The 17,972-nt window shown below is 45.7% G+C and carries 13 protein-coding genes and 1 tRNA gene; 4 read left to right on the top strand and 10 right to left on the bottom strand.

Annotated elements, in window-relative coordinates; translation table 11 throughout:
- Positions 1 to 11: 11 nt before the first annotated feature.
- Positions 12 to 96, bottom strand: a tRNA-Tyr gene (locus L2W36_RS25395).
- A gap of 321 nt (positions 97 to 417) precedes the next feature.
- Between L2W36_RS25395 and L2W36_RS25390 the strand changes: the two genes are divergently transcribed.
- The 4 genes from L2W36_RS25390 (at position 418) to L2W36_RS25375 (ending at position 6,381) form a co-directional block, all read left to right on the top strand.
- Complete coding sequence (locus L2W36_RS25390; RefSeq protein ID WP_081875878.1) at positions 418 to 1,503, top strand: efflux RND transporter periplasmic adaptor subunit; 1,086 nt, start codon at positions 418 to 420, stop codon at positions 1,501 to 1,503.
- Positions 1,503 to 4,631 carry a vibriobactin export RND transporter permease subunit VexH gene (gene vexH, locus L2W36_RS25385; protein WP_236111907.1) on the top strand — a complete coding sequence of 1,043 codons (3,129 nt, stop codon included), beginning with the start codon at positions 1,503 to 1,505 and terminating at the stop codon, positions 4,629 to 4,631. The genes L2W36_RS25390 and vexH overlap by 1 nt, the downstream gene beginning before the upstream one ends.
- 124 nt (positions 4,632 to 4,755) lie before the next feature.
- On the top strand, positions 4,756 to 5,076 hold the full coding sequence (locus L2W36_RS25380; protein ID WP_006071398.1) for a DUF1244 domain-containing protein: 321 nt from the start codon (positions 4,756 to 4,758) through the stop codon (positions 5,074 to 5,076).
- A 210-nt stretch (positions 5,077 to 5,286) separates the two neighbouring features.
- Positions 5,287 to 6,381 (top strand): methyl-accepting chemotaxis protein, encoded by a 1,095-nt coding sequence (locus tag L2W36_RS25375; protein WP_268980853.1) that lies wholly within the window; start codon positions 5,287 to 5,289, stop codon positions 6,379 to 6,381.
- A 30-nt stretch (positions 6,382 to 6,411) separates the two neighbouring features.
- Here the strand turns inward: L2W36_RS25375 and L2W36_RS25370 are convergent, their stop codons facing one another.
- From L2W36_RS25370 to L2W36_RS25330, 9 genes are all read right to left on the bottom strand, one after another.
- Positions 6,412 to 7,257: a carbon-nitrogen hydrolase family protein gene (locus L2W36_RS25370; RefSeq protein WP_236111906.1), complete on the bottom strand. Its 846-nt coding sequence runs from the start codon at positions 7,255 to 7,257 to the stop codon at positions 6,412 to 6,414.
- Positions 7,254 to 8,249: an ABC transporter ATP-binding protein gene (locus L2W36_RS25365; protein WP_236111905.1), complete on the bottom strand. Its 996-nt coding sequence runs from the start codon at positions 8,247 to 8,249 to the stop codon at positions 7,254 to 7,256. The genes L2W36_RS25370 and L2W36_RS25365 overlap by 4 nt, the downstream gene beginning before the upstream one ends.
- A gap of 20 nt (positions 8,250 to 8,269) precedes the next feature.
- A complete protein-coding gene (locus L2W36_RS25360) occupies positions 8,270 to 9,253 on the bottom strand; it encodes an ABC transporter ATP-binding protein (RefSeq protein WP_236111904.1) in 984 nt (327 codons plus the stop codon).
- 1 nt (position 9,254) lies between these two features.
- A complete protein-coding gene (locus tag L2W36_RS25355) occupies positions 9,255 to 10,175 on the bottom strand; it encodes an ABC transporter permease (RefSeq protein ID WP_236111903.1) in 921 nt (306 codons plus the stop codon).
- Position 10,176: 1 nt separating this feature from the next.
- Complete coding sequence (locus tag L2W36_RS25350) at positions 10,177 to 11,196, bottom strand: ABC transporter permease (RefSeq protein ID WP_236111902.1); 1,020 nt, start codon at positions 11,194 to 11,196, stop codon at positions 10,177 to 10,179.
- 81 nt (positions 11,197 to 11,277) lie between these two features.
- Positions 11,278 to 12,813 (bottom strand): ABC transporter substrate-binding protein, encoded by a 1,536-nt coding sequence (locus L2W36_RS25345; protein ID WP_236111901.1) that lies wholly within the window; start codon positions 12,811 to 12,813, stop codon positions 11,278 to 11,280.
- A gap of 396 nt (positions 12,814 to 13,209) precedes the next feature.
- Positions 13,210 to 15,003: a MocR-like pyridoxine biosynthesis transcription factor PdxR gene (gene pdxR, locus L2W36_RS25340; RefSeq protein ID WP_236111900.1), complete on the bottom strand. Its 1,794-nt coding sequence runs from the start codon at positions 15,001 to 15,003 to the stop codon at positions 13,210 to 13,212.
- A 184-nt stretch (positions 15,004 to 15,187) separates the two neighbouring features.
- Positions 15,188 to 16,477, bottom strand: a complete 1,290-nt coding sequence (gene gabT / locus L2W36_RS25335; RefSeq protein WP_236111899.1) for a 4-aminobutyrate--2-oxoglutarate transaminase — start codon at positions 16,475 to 16,477, stop codon at positions 15,188 to 15,190.
- Between the two features lie 20 nt (positions 16,478 to 16,497).
- The gene (locus tag L2W36_RS25330; protein WP_236111898.1) at positions 16,498 to 17,925 is read right to left on the bottom strand and encodes an NAD-dependent succinate-semialdehyde dehydrogenase; all 1,428 of its coding nucleotides are present in this window, start codon (positions 17,923 to 17,925) and stop codon (positions 16,498 to 16,500) included.
- Between the last annotated feature and the right edge of the window lie 47 nt (positions 17,926 to 17,972).

Below are 17,972 nucleotides of genomic sequence, written 5' to 3'. Positions count from 1 at the left end.
TAAACAGAATATGGTGGGGGGGGACGGATTCGAACCATCGAAGGCAGTGCCGTCAGATTTACAGTCTGATCCCTTTGGCCACTCGGGAACCCCCCCAGGAGTTTTTATACTTGTTTGATGTTTTCCCAACACATCACTCAAGTGCGGAGCGCATCATAACAAACTGCGCATAGCTGTAAACCCTTTTTTGAGGATTTTGAATTGAATGGTGCCTTTTTGGACAAAGACGCTTAAAAAGCGTGTTTTTAGTCATTATTTATTAACCAGCGCGGTGTTACATTGATTGTACGTGGATGGTTTCTAAATAGATGGGCATCAAATGTAAATAATCTCTTTAGAATACATTTACACTTCTTGACGTTACTCCTCGTATTACTCGCTACACTATCTGTAGTTTTTACACTGAAGACAAACACGATGAAAAACAAAACAATAATCGGTTTGCTGGCACTGTCTATTCTTAGTGCTTCACCAGCAACCTTCGCCAAAAGGAACGTTGGCTCCAAGGCTATCTCAGTAGTGACTGAACCTGTTGCCATCCATCAAGTTTCTCAATCTCTCTCATTAGTTGGCAAATTAGAAGCGGATCAGTCAGTTATTATCGCCTCGGAAGTCAACGGTATCGTCGATGAAATCAAAGTCACCGCTAACCAAAAGGTTGAAAAAGGTCAGCCTTTGGTCTTACTTAATGACGATAAAGCGCGAGCTGCTGTCGCTGAAGCAAAGGCGTATACCCGTGATCAAAAGCGTATCCTTGCTGAATTTGAGCGTCTAGTAGACCGCAATGCAATTACTAAAACCGAAATTGATGCTCAGAAAGCTGCGGTAGAAATTGGTAATGCACGATTAGACGCGGCTAATGCTAACCTTAACGATCTTTATATCGAAGCTCCCTTCACAGGTACAGTGGGCTTAATTGACTTTAGCCGAGGAAAACTGGTCAGTGTGGGTACTGAACTGCTGACTTTAGATGACCTCTCGACGATGCAACTCGACCTCCAAGTTCCTGAACACTACTTACCTATGCTTGAAAAAGGTATGGATGTGACCGCCAGAACATCAGCTTGGGGTACACGTATTTTCACAGGTAAAGTGGTTGCAATCGATACCCGAGTGAATCAGGAAACCCTCAACCTTCGAGTTCGTATTCATTTTGAAAATGATGAAAACCGTTTAAAACCAGGCATGCTTGCGCAAGCTAGAATGGAATTTCCACCAATTGAAGCACCGATCATTCCAGTACAGGCTTTGGAATATTCGGGTACTAAGCGTTTTGTTTACGTCGTTGATGAAAACAACAAGGCACATCGCACGGAAGTATTCTTAGGCGCGCGCGTTGGTAACCAAGTGGTGATTGAAAAGGGTTTAGAAATCGGTCAGCGTATAGTGGTTCAAGGTATCGTAAATATGCGTGATGGTGCCTCGGTTCAAGAAGTGAAATCCGAACCGACAGCAGGTCGCACCGGTGACAAGCCAGCGGGCAATGACAAGGAAGCGAGCTAATGTTGTTATCTGATGTTTCTGTTAAACGTCCGGTAGCGGCAATCGTATTGAGCTTGCTGCTCTGCGTGTTCGGTATTGTTTCCTTTAGTAAACTCGCCGTTCGTGAAATGCCGGACATTGAAAACCCAGTTGTTTCTATCTCTACTCGTTATGAAGGGGCATCGGCTACCATCATTGAGAGTCAGATCACCTCTGTGATTGAAGACCAACTTTCTGGTATCAGTGGTATTGATGAAATAGAGTCGACCACGCGAAACAGCATGTCACGTATTACAGTGACATTTGAACTCGGCTATGACTTGAATACCGGTGTTAGTGACATTCGTGATGCCGTAGCCCGTGCGCAGCGCGCTCTTCCAGATGAGGCGGATGACCCTCTGGTGTTTAAGAACAATGGTAGTGGTGAAGCGTCGCTGTACATCAACCTTAGCTCTTCAGAGATGGACCGCACTCAGCTTACTGATTATGTGAACCGTGTTTTGGTCGACCGTTTCAGTCTTATCTCTGGCGTGAGCTCGGTGGATATTTCAGGTGGCCTATATCAGGTGATGTACATTAAGCTCAAGCCTGCTTATATGGCTGGTCGCGGTGTGACAACGTCAGATATTACCTCGTCACTACGCAGCGAAAACATCGAAAGCCCAGGCGGCGAAGTTCGAAATGATGCTACTGTGATGTCAGTGCGTACTGCACGCGCCTACAATACACCTGTCGATTTTGAGTATCTGGTAGTTAAGCGCGCTAGTGATAATACACCTATCTACCTAAAAGATGTCGCTGATGTTTATGTGGGCGCAGAAAACGAAAACTCGACCTTTAAGAGTGATGGCGTTGTTAACGTTAGTATGGGAATTGTGCCGCAATCTGACGCAAACCCGCTACAAGTCGCTGACTTAGTTCATAAAGAAGTAGAGCGCATGCAGCAGTTCCTTCCACAAGGAACGAGACTGGCGATTGACTACGATTCTACCGTCTTTATCGACCGCTCGATTTCAGAAGTGTATAACACGCTGTTTATTACCGGCGGTTTAGTTATCCTCGTGCTTTACATCTTTATTGGCCAAGCTCGAGCTACATTGATTCCAGCCGTGACGGTTCCAGTGTCGCTCATCTCGTCTTTTATCGCGGCATATTTCTTTGGCTTCTCTATAAACTTAATTACCTTAATGGCACTGATCCTTTCAATCGGTCTGGTGGTCGATGATGCCATTGTGGTAGTCGAAAACATTTTCCACCATATCGAACGAGGGGAGTCACCTCTGTTAGCCGCCTATAAAGGGACGCGTGAGGTAGGGTTTGCCGTTATTGCCACTACACTGGTTTTGGTGATGGTGTTCCTGCCTATCTCATTTATGGATGGCATGATCGGGTTGCTGTTTACTGAGTTTTCGGTATTACTGGCGATGTCGGTGATCTTTTCCTCATTGATAGCATTGACGCTAACGCCGGTGTTGGGAAGCACTATTCTAAAAGCCAATGTGAAACCGAATCGCTTTACTCAGTTTGTCGACAAGGGGTTTAGAAAGCTTGAGCGCGGCTACAAAGCGGCTTTGGTTAAAGCCCTTAAATTGAGATGGATGGCACCAATTATCATAGTGGCTTGTATTGGCGGTAGTTTCCAATTGATACAACAAGTCCCTGCCCAATTAACACCGTCAGAAGACCGTGGCGTTATTTTTGCCTTCGTTCGCGGTGCCGATGCGACCAGTTATAACCGTATGGCTGCAAATATGGACATCGTTGAGAAACGTCTTATGCCGCTATTAGGGCAAGGTTTCTTGAAGTCGTTTAGTATTCAATCGCCTGCCTTTGGCGGTAATGCGGGTGACCAAACGGGCTTTGTTATCATGATCTTAGAGGATTGGAATGATCGTGATATCACGGCACAAGAATCTCTCAATGTGGTGAGAAAGTCTTTGGCGGGTATTGCCGATGTCCGTGTCTTCCCATTTATGCCGGGCTTCCGAGGAGGGTCGAGCGAACCTGTGCAGTTTGTTATTGGTGGTTCGGATTATCACGAGCTACAAACATGGGCGGATAAACTAGAGTTGGCAGCGGAACAGTCTCCGTTTATGGAAGGGGCAAGTACCGACTATTCTGAGAAAACGCCTGAACTTGTTGTGACGATTGACCGTGAGCGTGCCGCAGAATTAGGCATTAGTGTGTCTGATATCTCGGATACGTTAGAGATCATGCTTGGTGGTAAAAGTGAAACCACCTATGTAGAACGCGGCGAAGAGTATGACGTGTATCTGCGTGGTGATGAGAATAACTTTAATAACGCCAATGATTTAAGTCAGATCTATATGCGAACTAAGTCCGGCGAGTTGGTTACTCTAGATGCGGTGACTTCCATCGAAGAAGTGGCATCATCAATTCGTTTGTCACACTACAACAAGCAGAAATCGATCACCATTAAGGCCAACCTATCGGATGGTTACACATTAGGTGAAGCGCTCGATTTCATGGACCAACAAGCTGTGGAAATGCTCCCCGGTGATATCTCGGTAAGCTATGCGGGTGAATCGAAAGACTTCAAAGAAAACCAATCCAGTATCTTAGTCGTGTTTGGTTTGGCTCTGCTGGTGGCTTATCTCGTACTAGCCGCTCAGTTTGAAAGCTTCGTAAACCCTCTCGTGGTAATGTTTACCGTACCTATGGGTGTTTTTGGTGGCTTCTTAGGTCTGGTAATCATGCAGCAAGGACTGAATATCTACAGCCAGATCGGCATGATCATGTTGATCGGTATGGTGACCAAGAACGGCATCCTGATTGTAGAATTTGCCAACCAGTTACGTGATAAAGGCGTTGAGTTTGAAAAAGCCATTATCGATGCTTCAGCACGACGTTTACGACCCATCATGATGACGGCATTTACCACGCTCGCAGGGGCAATTCCGCTGATTCTGTCGACTGGAGCAGGCTATGAAAGTAGAGTCGCAGTGGGTACGGTAATCTTCTTTGGTATGGCTTTCGCTACCTTAGTGACCTTGTTTGTAATCCCAGCGATGTATCGACTTATCTCTGCTAAGACCAAAGCGCCAGGGCATGTTGAAGCTGAACTCAATAAAGCGCTGAGTCACGACGTCAAAGCGCGAACCAGCCATGGCGAGTTAACCGACAGCTAAAACCACAGATTAAATTAAAATCACGGTTTCAATTAGTCTCATAAAATGCTCAGTTTCGACTGGGCATTTTTTCGTTTGTTGGTTAGGATTGTTGAGTACAAAAACAATCAATAAGGAAAGTAAAGTGGCTGAATTTAAATACAAAGATCTTCCTCAAGAGCAGCAAGATAAACTGGATGCGGCGGTATTTCGTAAGCTGTTGACTCACCTTGATGAAAACAAAGATGTGCAGAACATCGATCTTATGATTCTTGCAGGATTCTGCCGTAACTGTTTTAGCAAATGGTATAAAGCAGAAGCTGAAAATGAAGGATTGGCGCTGGACATCGATGATGCCCGAGAGCGTGTTTACGGTATGACTTATGATGAGTGGAAAACCAACCACCAACCTAAAGCGACACCTGAACAGTTGGCCGCGTTTGAAGCGCGTCAAAACAAAAAATAGTCATTAGATTCTCTTCCTTTTGAGGAAGAGAATCACTTTTTTGTGATAGCCATTTAAGTCGATAAATCGCCGCAAGACGCTCACCCGTCCATACCCTAATCGGGGTATACCCACTGCCACTAATCACAACTTACTCTTTAGTCCATTTCTATTTAGCACCTCAATGCTAACGTTAATAAAGAATAACAAGAACCGCAGTGGTCATGATTTATGTTTGCATCCAAAAAACAGTTACTAAACACTCAGCAGCAGTTGCAACAGCAAAAACAACAGACGGACACTTTCGCTTGCCAGATTGAGCAATTGCAGCAAGAGTTGGCGCTTCGTGAGCAAACTATCGAGCGGCTGGAGCAGCAGTTGTCTTCGCAGAAAACCCGTTCGCGTCGATTCTTAAATAGCGTGACGACGCAACTGATCTCCACCACCGCCAATATTGAACAGGCCAATAACCAACTTATCGCTCAAAGTGATCAGTTGCAGGCTAATCTTGGCGTGTTTGAAAGCACTCAGCAGCAGTTGCATGCTATGTATCAGTCGCTGGATGAAGTCTCTCAGTCAGCGGCAACGAGCAAAGAAACCGTCGCAGCTCTTCAGGTACTTACCAGCGATATCACTCAGTTTATTAGTATTATCCACCAGATATCCGAGCAAACGAATTTACTGGCGTTAAATGCTGCCATTGAAGCGGCGCGCGCTGGTGAGCATGGACGTGGTTTTGCGGTAGTGGCGGATGAAGTACGTTCATTGGCGGGTAGAGCCAATGAAGCCGCCAGTGAAATTTCCGGATTGGTTGAACGCATTGAAGGTAGCACGAATCGAGCGGGAGACAATATTGAATTGGTCTCAAGCCAAGTAGCGGAAGCGTCACGAGGCGCGGCAGTGATAGTGCAAGATACCCAGTCTATTTTGTCTCTCTCATCTGATACGGTAGATGTGATTTACAAAAGCACAGTAGATATTTACGCTTCAAGCGCAATCGCACAATACACCAATATGTGGACGACTGCCCACTCTAAACTCATTGGTGCAGAATACGAACATTCGCTATTAGAGCTCAAAGAACACGAAACCATCTTTGGCCAAATAGTGGCTCATCATGAAGAAACCCGTCAACTAGCAAGTGTTGGCGGGCCGTTAGAATACTTTAGCGACAAAGCTAGGTATTATCATGACTGTTTGCACAGAGTGGCGAATAATACGACAGATGCGGAGCTTGTTGCTCAACTTGATGATGGGTATCAAGACCTTGTTCATTATATTTCGCTGGCACAGGACAAAGTGAAGTCAGACTATCAGCGTGGCTGAAGCAAAGGGGACGGTGAGTCCCCTTCAGGTCTAGAGATTAGCTGGAGGAAGTTTAAGCTCGCCTAGGGTATTGAGATAAACCGACGGCTCTTGATACTGAGGAAACGCAATTGGGTGGTCTCTAAAACTCTTCAGTGGCTGTCCTAGGCCTAAGGTTCCTCTTTCTCTCACACGTTTTACTCGACCTACATCAAGTTCAATAGGAATGACTTGTTCGGTTTCTCCTGCTTGATAAAGCACATCGCCTTCCGGACCTACGACGATTGATTGCCCATTCCCCAGCGGCCCACAACCATTGATATCCACCATAAAACACTGGTTGGTGATGGCATTGGCTCGTGCAATACAGCATTCAATCTCACGGTCTATCGTGCCCGTCATCGTTGGGTGAATGATAACCTCAGCCCCCATACAGGCTAGCGCACGAATAGTTTCTGGAATCCACATATCATAGCAAATGGAAACGCCAAACCGTCCAACATTAGGGATGTCAAAGGTCACGAACTGGTCGCCATTTTCAACCTGTTGCTCGTATGGGAGAAAAGGGTACATTTTTTGGTAACGAGCGATAACTTGTCCCTCGGGACTAATAACCAACAAGGTGTTGCTGGTACCATTGTCATCTTGAGTGTAATAGGAACCAGAAACCAGCCAGATATTCTGTTCTTGAGCCAGCTTGATTAGTCGCTGCTCGGTTTCGCCTCCGATAGGCTCGGCATATTTGAGTGATGCGCCGTAAATAGCAAGCTCACTAAAAACCACCATATCGACCCAAGGGAATCGCTGGCAAGTGGCACGAGTCTTCTGTTCCAACGTTGCTAAGTTATCGCCCATTGGAAGGCTTAATTGCAGCCCCGCAATTGAAAAATGGCTCATATTGTCACCTTATCTTGTTGGTTTGCTGCAAAGTGCTGGTGTTCATTCAATAAAGGGTAAAAGCAAGCGCTCTCATGGGGTCTTTCTTGCTCTATGCGAGGGAAGGCTTTTTGGCACTTCTCGCTCAACCTTTGACAGCGGCTTTGGAATGCACACCCATGTGGACGGTTCAACGCACTTGGTACTTCTCCCGATAAGGCTTGCAATCGATCACGTTGGGTAGGATCTAGTGACGGGATAGAGTTAAGCAAGGCTTGTGTGTACGGGTGTTGAGTGTGATGAAACACATCACCGACGGGACCTGCTTCGACAATTTCACCTAAATACATCACCAATACCCTGTCAGCGATTCGTTCGACCAATCCTAAATCATGAGTAATGAACAAATAGCTCAGACCACGTTCCTGCTTAAGTTGATTAAGTAGATTAACAATGGTGGCTTGAACAGAGACATCCAGCGCTGCCGTCGGCTCATCTAAAATAATTAATTTGGGGTCGAGCATTAAAGCGCGTGCAATCCCTATTCGTTGACGCTGCCCGCCGGAAAGCTCATGAGGCATGCGGTTTAACATGTTCTCATTAAGTCCCACTGTAGTGAGCATTTCGAGGACCTTATCCAACCGTTCTAGTTTGCTCAGCTTTGTGTGAGTGAGCAGCGGCTCTTCCAATAGCTTTTGAACTGAAAGTCTAGGGTTGAGTGTAGAGTAGGGGTTTTGAAATACGATGCTGTACTCTTTTCGAAGCTGTTTGAGCTGTCGACCTTTGAGTACGCTGATATCTTGACCGCAAAAGTGGATATGACCGCAATCAGCGTCAATAAGCTTGAGTATGGTCATCGCTATGGAGCTTTTCCCGCAACCAGACTCTCCGACCAAGGCCACGCACTCGCCTGGTTGAATGTCGAAGTTGATGTGCTGAAACGCTTGTAATGTTTGTTGCCCAACAGAGTAGGACTTCGCAAGGTCTGTGACCCTCAATAATGGTTTTACCATGATGATTCCTCCTCAATTAATCAAGCAATTTGCTTCTGCTGTTTTGGGGGTTGATGATGAAAGCACAGAACCTGATGCGCGTTATATTGTTTGGCTTCTGGCGCAGCGCTTAGACACAGATCTGTGGCAGTATGGCAACGGGAGGCAAAAGCACAACCTTGAGGTTTTGTTCTCATGTCAGGCACAGAACCGGGTATGGCGCACAATTCATGGGTTAAACCAATCGCCGGGACAGAATTAAGTAGTCCTTTGGTATAGGGATGCATGGGGTGATTGAACAGTGAGTCGATAGGACCTTGTTCAACAATGGTTCCGGCGTACATTACCGCCACGCGATCACATAGCGATGCCACGACGGATAGGTCATGAGTAATAAACAATATGCTGATGTTCTGTTTTTCGGCTAGTTCGCGCAGTAGCAAAATGATCTGTGCTTGAATGGTGACATCAAGCGCTGTTGTTGGTTCATCTGCGATAAGGACTTTGGGCTCACAGCTTAACGCGATGGCGATCATAATTCGCTGTAATTGGCCACCAGAAAACTGATGTGGATATTTCTTTACCGCTTGTTCTGGCTCTGGAAGGTGAACCATGTCCAGCAACCGTATTGCTTCGAGCTTGGCTCGTTTGCGACTGATTTTGCGGTGGGCAAGAATAATATCAGCCATTTGTTGTTCGATGGTGAAGTAGGGGTTTAGAGCCGTCATCGGGTTTTGGAATATCATCGCAATATCGTCACCACGAACGCGTGCCCACTCTTGTGCAGAAAGCGACTCAAGGGGTTGACCTTCAAGACAAATCGAACCATTAAGAATGGCGTTATCTGGTAGCAGTCCGAGACAGGCGGTTGAAGTGAGGGATTTTCCGCACCCAGATTCGCCTACCAAACCAAGGATCTCGCCACGGTTGAGTTCAAAACTGCATCCATTAACAGCATGGATAGTTGAGGAGAAGTTCTCAAATTGAATGCTAAGGTTGCGTACGGACAATAGAGAATCGGTCATACTAATCTCTCCCTTTGAATTTTGGGTCAAGTGCGTCTCGTAAACCATCACCTAATAAGTTGGCAGCTAAGACCGTGACAAAAATAGCGCAGCCCGGGAATACGGCGGTCCACCAGTATTCAAGGAACAAAGATTGTGCATTGCCTATCATTAATCCCCACTCAATGGTTGGAGGGACAGCGCCCAGACCTAAGAAACTTAATGCCGCTGCCCATAGAATTACGTACCCAAAATCCATAGAAACTTGAATCAATAGCGGGGTCATGGCATTAGGAAGGAGGTGCTTAAACATGATCGTTAAATGACCGACGCCAGCAGCTTGAGCAGACAACACATATTGCTCATTGCGCACGCTAATCACCGCTGCACGCAGTATCCTTGAATACCACGGGAACCATGATAGGGCGATGGCAAACATCACATTCAATAGCCCTGGACCAAGTATCGCTATCATACAGATAGGTAAGAGAATGGGAGGAAAGGCGAGAAACACATCGGAGATTCGCATTAAGCAGCCATCGACTTTGCCACCAACATAGCCTGCGACCAGACCAATGGGTAAGCCAATAACAAGCGCTAATATCACCGTAATAATACCGACCGATAGAGAGGTTCGGGCGCCATAAATAATTTGGGAGAAGATGTCTCTTCCTAAGTTATCCGTGCCAAACCAATGGAGCGCGTTAGGCGATTGCAGCTTGTGGGCAAAGTTCATTTTTGCAGGGTCATAAGGCGCTAGCCAAGGTGCAAAGACCGCCATGACAATCAGAGAAATAAAAATGAACGCGCCAATGTAAAGTAGTGGGTTGTTTTTAGCGTTGTACCAGAACTTACGAACGCGAGTTTGCCACAGATGCTGTGCGACAGGCTCTGAATTTGCGGTTAACGCAATACTTGCAACGTGTGCGGATGATTTACTCATATTACACCTCAGGAGACAGTCTTGGGTCGACGGTGAAGTACAGTAGGTCGATGATGAAATTCACCAGTAAATAACTCGATGACAGGATCAAGGTGACACCCATAACAGCAGGAAAGTCGTTAGTGATGACAGATTCGACAACGTAGCGACCTATACCGGGCCAATCAAAGATGGACTCTACAATCACACTGTTGCCCAGCATAAATCCATAGGTCAGGCCAATAACAGTCAACAACGGGACGAGTGTTGCTTTTAACGCATAGAAGAAATAAATCTTGGAGTGACTTAATCCAAACGCATGACCAGTGCGAATGTAATCTTGGCTCAACACCTCCACCATTAAGTTGCGTGTAGTTCGAACAAAAATGGCAAACGTGGCCAGGCTAAGGGTGAGCACGGGCAAGGCTAAATGCTGGACTGCACTTTTAAAGGCAACCCAATCCCCAGCCAGTAAAGTATCTACCGTGAATAGTCCTGTAACTGCAGTAAACTGCGCATCAATGAGAATATGAGAATCAATTCTTCCTTGCAGCGGAAACCAGTTTAATACGCCATAAAACAGCATTTGTAGCAAGATGGCGAGAAAGAAGGATGGAATCGCGATACCAACAATAGATACGCCACGCGCCATTTGGTCGACTGGCGTTTTATTTCGAATCGCTGCCCAGACGCCAAGTGGGATGCCAGTACATAATGAAATACCAATAGCAATGGTGACCAGCTCAATGGTCGCCATCATATGCTTAATAATTTCGGATTTAACCTCTTGGCCGGTACGTAAGCTCTTGCCGAAATCGCCTGTTGCGGCTTGGGAAATATAGGACACAAATTGGTGCCATAATGGTTTATCCAGCCCTAACTCTTGTTTGGCGATAGCGATTTGTTCGGCGGTGGGTTTGGCTCCAAGCATCATTTCCACAGGGGAAGAAGGTAGCACTCTGGTTAAAAAGAAAGTAATAACCAAAATGCCGACCATGATGCCAACCAGCGTTAACGAGCGTTTAAAAATGTAATTTCTCATAACTACTTACCACTGTGTCTTCAATGACGTTGAGAAAGAAGTACCGTGCTCGGTACTTCTTTCTGAGCTCCTGCTCGCTGATTATTTTGAGAGTTGATAGAAGAACGTGGCCGCGTAAGCTGGGTTTGGCGTGACGCCTTCAATCTCTTTGTGGTGAATGATGCGGCCTTTCAAGTCGGCGTAGAAGATAGCGACGGCATCATCAATGAGCACTTGTTGTGCCTGCTGGTAATAGCTAGAAGCCTGAGCTTTATTCGTTGGCTCGGCGGCTACACCCTTGTCCACAAGAGAGTCGTAGTTGGCGTTAGAATAGTGAGACAAGTTAAACGACGGTGATTCTTCGGTTTTGAACAGACCAATCAACCAATCTGAAGGTGTCGCGTAAGTTGGCCACCATGTCATAGACTGAAGGTTCGGTGCGGTTTTTAGATTCTTCGCATCGTTCCAGATCTTACCCCAAGGGCCCGGCTTTAGATTCAGCGTCACACCAATCTGGCGTAGATTCTCTTGATACATTAGCAAGGCATTTTTATAGGCTTCTGAAGAGTTGATATAGGCAGCATCCAGAACCCAGTCTTTTTTCGGAATGCCAGATTGTTCCAATAATGCTTTGGCTTGCTTAAGGTCGAAGGCTGGGCTTTCCTGACCTTCGATAGCACCCCACATGGTACCGGGAACAATACCGCTAGGAATGGTTGCTCCTCCTGCGTAGATGTAATCAACCACAGATTGATAGTCCCAAGCATGAAGTAATGCTTTACGGAACTCTAGGTTATCCGTTGGGTATTTTTGAGTATTGATTAAGAACTGTGAGTTCTTCCATGAGGGAGTGTCAATTACTTTAACATCTGGATGCTTTGCGAGTGACTCCACTAGGTCAGCAGAAGGTAAGCTGATAAAGTCGGCATCACCTGCTTTGATCATCTGTACTTGCGTCGCTGGGTTTGAAACGTATTTTAGCACCACACGATCGAGTTGCTCGTCTTGCCAACCACCCCAGTACTGCTCGTTCTGCTCTAGAATGACTTGTTGACCCTTTTCCCACTGAGTCACTTGGTAAGGGCCAGTTCCTGCTGCATTACCCTGATTAAACCATTCTGTGCCTTTGTCTGCAGCAGCGGGTGAGTAGATATAAGCGCCATACTGTGACGAAGCGATAAGATCGATAGGCGATGGTTTCTCTGTTTTGATGACTAAGGTATTGGCATCGGGTGTGGAAATCTCCATTTTAGGCCAAATATAGTAAGCCCCTTTTTTCATAGAAACCGTACGTTCGATAGAAGATTTGGCTGCTTGAGAATTAAAGGGTGTCCCGTCATGAAACTGCACACCTTCTCTCAGTTGGAACGTCCAAGTTAAACCGTCTTCACTTACGTTCCAGCTTTTTGCTAGTGCCGGACTGAAGGTTTCTTTTGAACCCGGAGGGTTATACCAGACCAATGGTTCGTAAACGTTGCTAAGCATGATGACTTCGGTAGAAAAGGCAATTGCAGGATCCCAATCTTTTATATCGGTATATGTAGCAAATGTTGCGGTGTTTAGCGCAGAGGCATGAGTAAAGCCAGTAGCGAGCGTCAGTAGCGCAACAGCAGTCAATTTATGTTTGCGTAGTAACATAATGCTTCCTTGTAATTATTTGACCAGAGTAAGGCCTTGTTTATTTACTTCCTGTTCAAGACATTTAAAAAATAGCGCTCAGGTTAACTATCGAGTAGTACCAGTTGTCGTTATCGTTGGATCCAGTTTTGTTAATAAATATGTTCAACGAATTGGCTTATATAAAACAGAATTATCTTGGTGAGTTACACTCGCTGTTTTGTTATTTTTGTAGTTACTTATGCTGAATTATGTGAAATATCGGTTGATATTCTTGGTTTTAAGTTCTAGGTAGCGATATATATAAGATACTGAGCGGTAAAATAATTTGCTATAGAATGTTGGGTAAGACCTTTCTTTAATAGATATGAAATTCAGTTAACAAATATGTGACATTTATCTCAGCGATCATTTTACTCAATGGGATGGTATTGATGCTTTTGGTAATAGAGTCCCTTTCGATACCAAAAGACCATTTTCGTCAAACCGATACAAGGTATTGTTATGGCGAATCAACTTCTGTCTTCGTACGTCGGAAAATTGCCATTTCTTCCACTGAATGCACAAGGTGTCTTCTTCTAACCACCAATACCCCTCATCCTCATCATTTGGGCGGTTGGACATACCGTGCATTCGACCATCTTGCTGGAAAGTCACTTTATAAGGAATGTTAAAGCAGTCAGTCGTGCAGATGATGTAATCATCGACCACCTCCCTGACTTCATCAGCCTTAAGTCGTTGTCCTTTTACTGTTTCTAAGGAGTCATCGGGCATAATGTGTTGAGCAAGCAGCGCTAGGCGTTTTATGCCTTCCCTAATATCGCTTTCGTCGATGGAGTTGAAACTCAGCCGAATACCATTTCTCTTGGCGTTAGCAAAATAGTACTTCTCTCCAGAATTGATCAAAATCCCGTGTTGCTGCGCCACGTTAGCCAGCCGGTTTGCGTCAAAACCGGGTTTGTAGTCGATCCAGAATGCGGTACCAGATAATGCTGAGGCTACCCCTGATTGCGGAAAGTAGAAATTAAGCGCCTTTTCCATGGTAAGCCATTTACTGCGATAGCGAGTCAGCAGTCGATGTATTAATGAATCGTAGTAGCCTAATTTAAGAAACAGAGCTAGGGTCTGACAGTTGTTTTTAGGCGGGCAAGTATGGTTGCGCTGTTGAAGCCGTTTAGCCAGCTCAATGAACTGAGGTGCGGCGACGATAAAGCCAAGTCGCAGACCTGGAGCGATAGTAGAAGAAAAGCTTGAGAGGTAAATAATACGCTCACTATGAATTTCGCCTTTTAGTGCTGGAATGTCTTCATCAATAAAGTTGGTTTCATGCTCAAAGTCGTCTTCGATCACCAGAAAGTCGTGTTCCTCAGCAGCTTGAAGCAGAGCTTGTCTTCTGTGTTTTGACATTCGCACTGTGGTAGGGAACTGATTGCTCGGGGTGACATAAACCAAATCGCATGAGTGCAATGACTCATTAATTACTGCTCCCTGTTCGTCGATATCAATTGGGACGATGCGATCTGTTTTTGCACTTAGTTGATTTACTGCTTCTGGGTATCCCGGATTTTCGATACCAACCGTTGTACTTTGGTCGGTCAACAAGCGGCTAATCAAGTTTAAACTGTGCTGAGTTCCCATGGTAACCATTATTTGATTATGCTGTGCAAAGATTCCTCGTCGAGGCAGGACACGAGTGCGAATTTGCTCAATCAGTTCATCGTAGTTCTCAAACTCGGAAGTCCAGCGTTTGCTGTTGATTTTGTTCAACGATTGAATGGCGCATTTACGCCATTCAGCCACGGGAAAGGTGGTCTCATCGACCATTCCATGAATAAAGCGATAAGGATACTCACTCAGCTCTTGAGGAGAGGGCGGTGAATCGAGAGTGGTGAGCTTGACGTATTTGTTCCATGGCAGTGTCTGCTGTTGGTCGCGTGTAGTAAGAGGCTTAGGCTTAATATTTAGTTCGGGGTTTATGTAGTAACCCTTACGCTCTCGCGAAACAAAAAAGCCCTCAGCATTAAGCTGTTCATACACTCGAAGGACGGTGTTGCGAGATACTTTGAGGCTGGTGGCCAGCTTTCGAGAAGAGGTGATAGGCACTGATCTATCCAGAAAGCCGCTGGTGATCGCATGCGTAATACCGGTTTTGATTTGGTCTTGCAGTGACAGGGATAAATTGGGGTCGATTTGAATGTACTTCTCTAACACTGCTTACCTCAACGATTGATTATCTTATCAACAGTATTGGTTAACAAAATGTTATTTTCCGAGACCAAGATCGCGCGTTGTATTGGAATCTGATTCACAACTGTAAATACGTGACTCAGATTCCAAATGTAGATTTAATTCATATGGTTAGTTGGTTGTTGTTTTGTGAATAAATGCAGTAAAACTACAGCGTCAAGTTTTGATTAGTGATTTTTGTAAGGCATTTGTAAACCGTTGTGAGTCCTTTTTCAATGTCGTCCCTTTCAATGGTCAGGGGCGGTAGAAAACGGATGACATTACTTTTAACTCCACAAGATAAAATGATCACTCCTTGCTGCACACAAGCCGTCACTAATTGCTTAGTAATGTGTGCAAGTGGCTCTCCAGTTCTCGGATTGTCGAGCTCTATCGCAATCATGGCGCCGACTTGCCGCACTTCGCTAATACAAGGCAACTCCCTGCGCATGGCGTTGAGTTTGTCACTAAACTGTTGTCCGATTTCAACCGCGCGATGACACAATTGTTCCTGCTCTATGATGTCTAAAACACTGAGAGCAGCAGTGCAAGCTAATGGAGATCCCGCGTAGGTACCACCTAAGCCACCGGGCATAGCGCTGTCCATGATTTCGGCTTTGCCAACGACTGCTGAGATAGGGAAACCGCCCGCGATGCCTTTAGCCATAGTCGTGATATCCGGTACCAAGTCAGTGTGACTGGACGCAAACATCGCCCCTGTACGAGCGAAGCCGGTTTGGATCTCATCGCATATGAGTACGATACCGTGTCGGTCACACAAGACTCGTATTGCATCCGTCCAAGCTTTTGGTGCGGCGTAAAATCCACCTTCTCCCTGAATGGGTTCGAAAATAATAGCCGCGACACGTGAAGGCTCGATATCAGTAGTCAGTAAGTCATTGAGCGCCTCGAGGCTTTGCTCAACGGTAACGCCATGAAGTGTGTTGGGAAACGGTGCATGGTAGATGTCGTTAGGAAATGGACCAAAACCAGCTTTGTAAGGGGTCACTTTTCCTGTCAGCCCCATACACATATTGGTTCTGCCATGGAAGCCGCCTTTAAAAGCAATGACTCCGCTGCGTTTAGTGTGGGCGCGAGCAACCTTAATTGCATTTTCAACCGCCTCTGCACCAGTGGTTAAGAACACCGCTTTTTTATCGAAATCTCCAGGGGCTAATTGGGTGAGCTTTTCAGCCAATGTGACAAAACTAGTGTAGGGCGTCACCATAGCGCAGGTGTGGCTGAATTGTTGTAGCTGTTCAGTGACGGCAGCGACAATTTTTGGATGTGAGTGACCTGTATTAGTTACTGCTATGCCAGAAGCAAAATCTATGTACTGGTTGCCTTCAATATCCGTTAACGTGGCGTTGTTGGCTCGCTCAATATAGACAGAGGCAAGGTTACCCATACCCTGTGCAATAACGGCGTCTTTTCTTTTTTGCCAGTCTAAATTGCTCATATTCTTTCCTTAGCTGAGAGTTAGAGATTACCGAAGCAGATGTATTTAGTATTTAGGTATTCTTCGATCCCTTGTTTTGCACCTTCACGGCCGAAACCAGATTGTTTAATACCTCCGAATGGGGCGACTTCGGTGGAGATTATGCCTTCGTTGATGCCTACCATCCCAAACTCTAATGCGTCGGCCACTCTGAAAGCGCGTTGAATATCTTTGGTATAGAAGTAGCTTGCCAAGCCATAGATGGTGTCATTGCATTGCTTGATGAGATCGCTTTCATCTTCAAATCGAATCACCGGTGCAACGGGGCCAAATATTTCAGTTTGTACAATGTCCATATCGCTGGATACGTCGGTCAGGACGGTTGGTTGTAGATAGTTACCCGATAACTTATCGCCACCGTATTGCAGCTTGGCACCTTGCTGCAACGTCGTAGAAATCAGCGCTAAGATGCTGTCTTTAGCTTTGCTATCAATCAGTGGACCCACATGGGTATCGGCTTCCAAGCCATAGCCAACATTGAGTTGTGAGACGGCAGACACAAACTGATCAACGAACTCATCATAGATAGCGTCTTGAACATAAAAGCGATTGGCACAGACACAAGTCTGTCCTGCATTTCGAAACTTAGAGGCGATAGCGCCTTGAACGGCAGCAGGAATATCCGCATCGTCAAAGACGACAAAGGGCGCGTTGCCACCGAGTTCCATCGACGTACGTTTTATGGTGTTAGCGGTCTGTTTAAGTAAGGTTCGACCTACTTCTGTGGAACCTGTAAATGACAGCTTCTTAATATCTTCATGGTGACAAAGTAGGTCGCCAACCAGTACAGAAGAGTGGTTATTGATAACAAACAGCAGATCTTTGGGAAGACCAGCTTGATACGCAAGCTCAGCGATGGCGTAAGCCGATAGAGGGGTTTGGTTCGCAGGTTTCACGATACAGCTACAACCTGCAGCCAACGCTGGGGCTACCTTTCGAGTGATCATGGCAATAGGAAAATTCCAAGGCGTGATGGAAGCGGTCACCCCTATTGGCTGCTTAGTGGTCATGAGTCGTTTTCCTGCAGCAGGAGCAGGAATAGTGTCACCGTAGGTACGTTTGGCTTCCTCTGCAAACCACTTTATAAAGCTGGCGCCATAAACCACTTCACCTTTAGCCTCGGTCAGCGGTTTGCCTTGTTCTAGCGTCATGATTTGCGCTAGCTCATCACTGTACTCAGTTACCAACTCGAACCACTTATTCAAAATAGTGGCACGATGGCTGGCGGTGGTATTTTGCCATTCTTGTTGCGCGACCTTAGAGCGTTCTATTTTGTGATTAATATCTTCAATGGAAAGAGAAGGTATATATCCCACAATGGAGTCATCATGTGGGTTATATACTGCAATAGAATGGTCAGCTTGATTATTAAATGCAGCGAGCAGCTCGTTTTTATTTATATATTCCATTATTTATTCTCCCAACTAATGTAACGTTGAGAATAGGCGAATCGGTT

It is taken from the genome of Vibrio sp. McD22-P3, assembly GCF_021568915.1.
Lineage (GTDB): Bacteria > Pseudomonadota > Gammaproteobacteria > Enterobacterales > Vibrionaceae > Vibrio > Vibrio mediterranei.
This window is presented reverse-complemented; position numbering and strand designations above follow the sequence as displayed.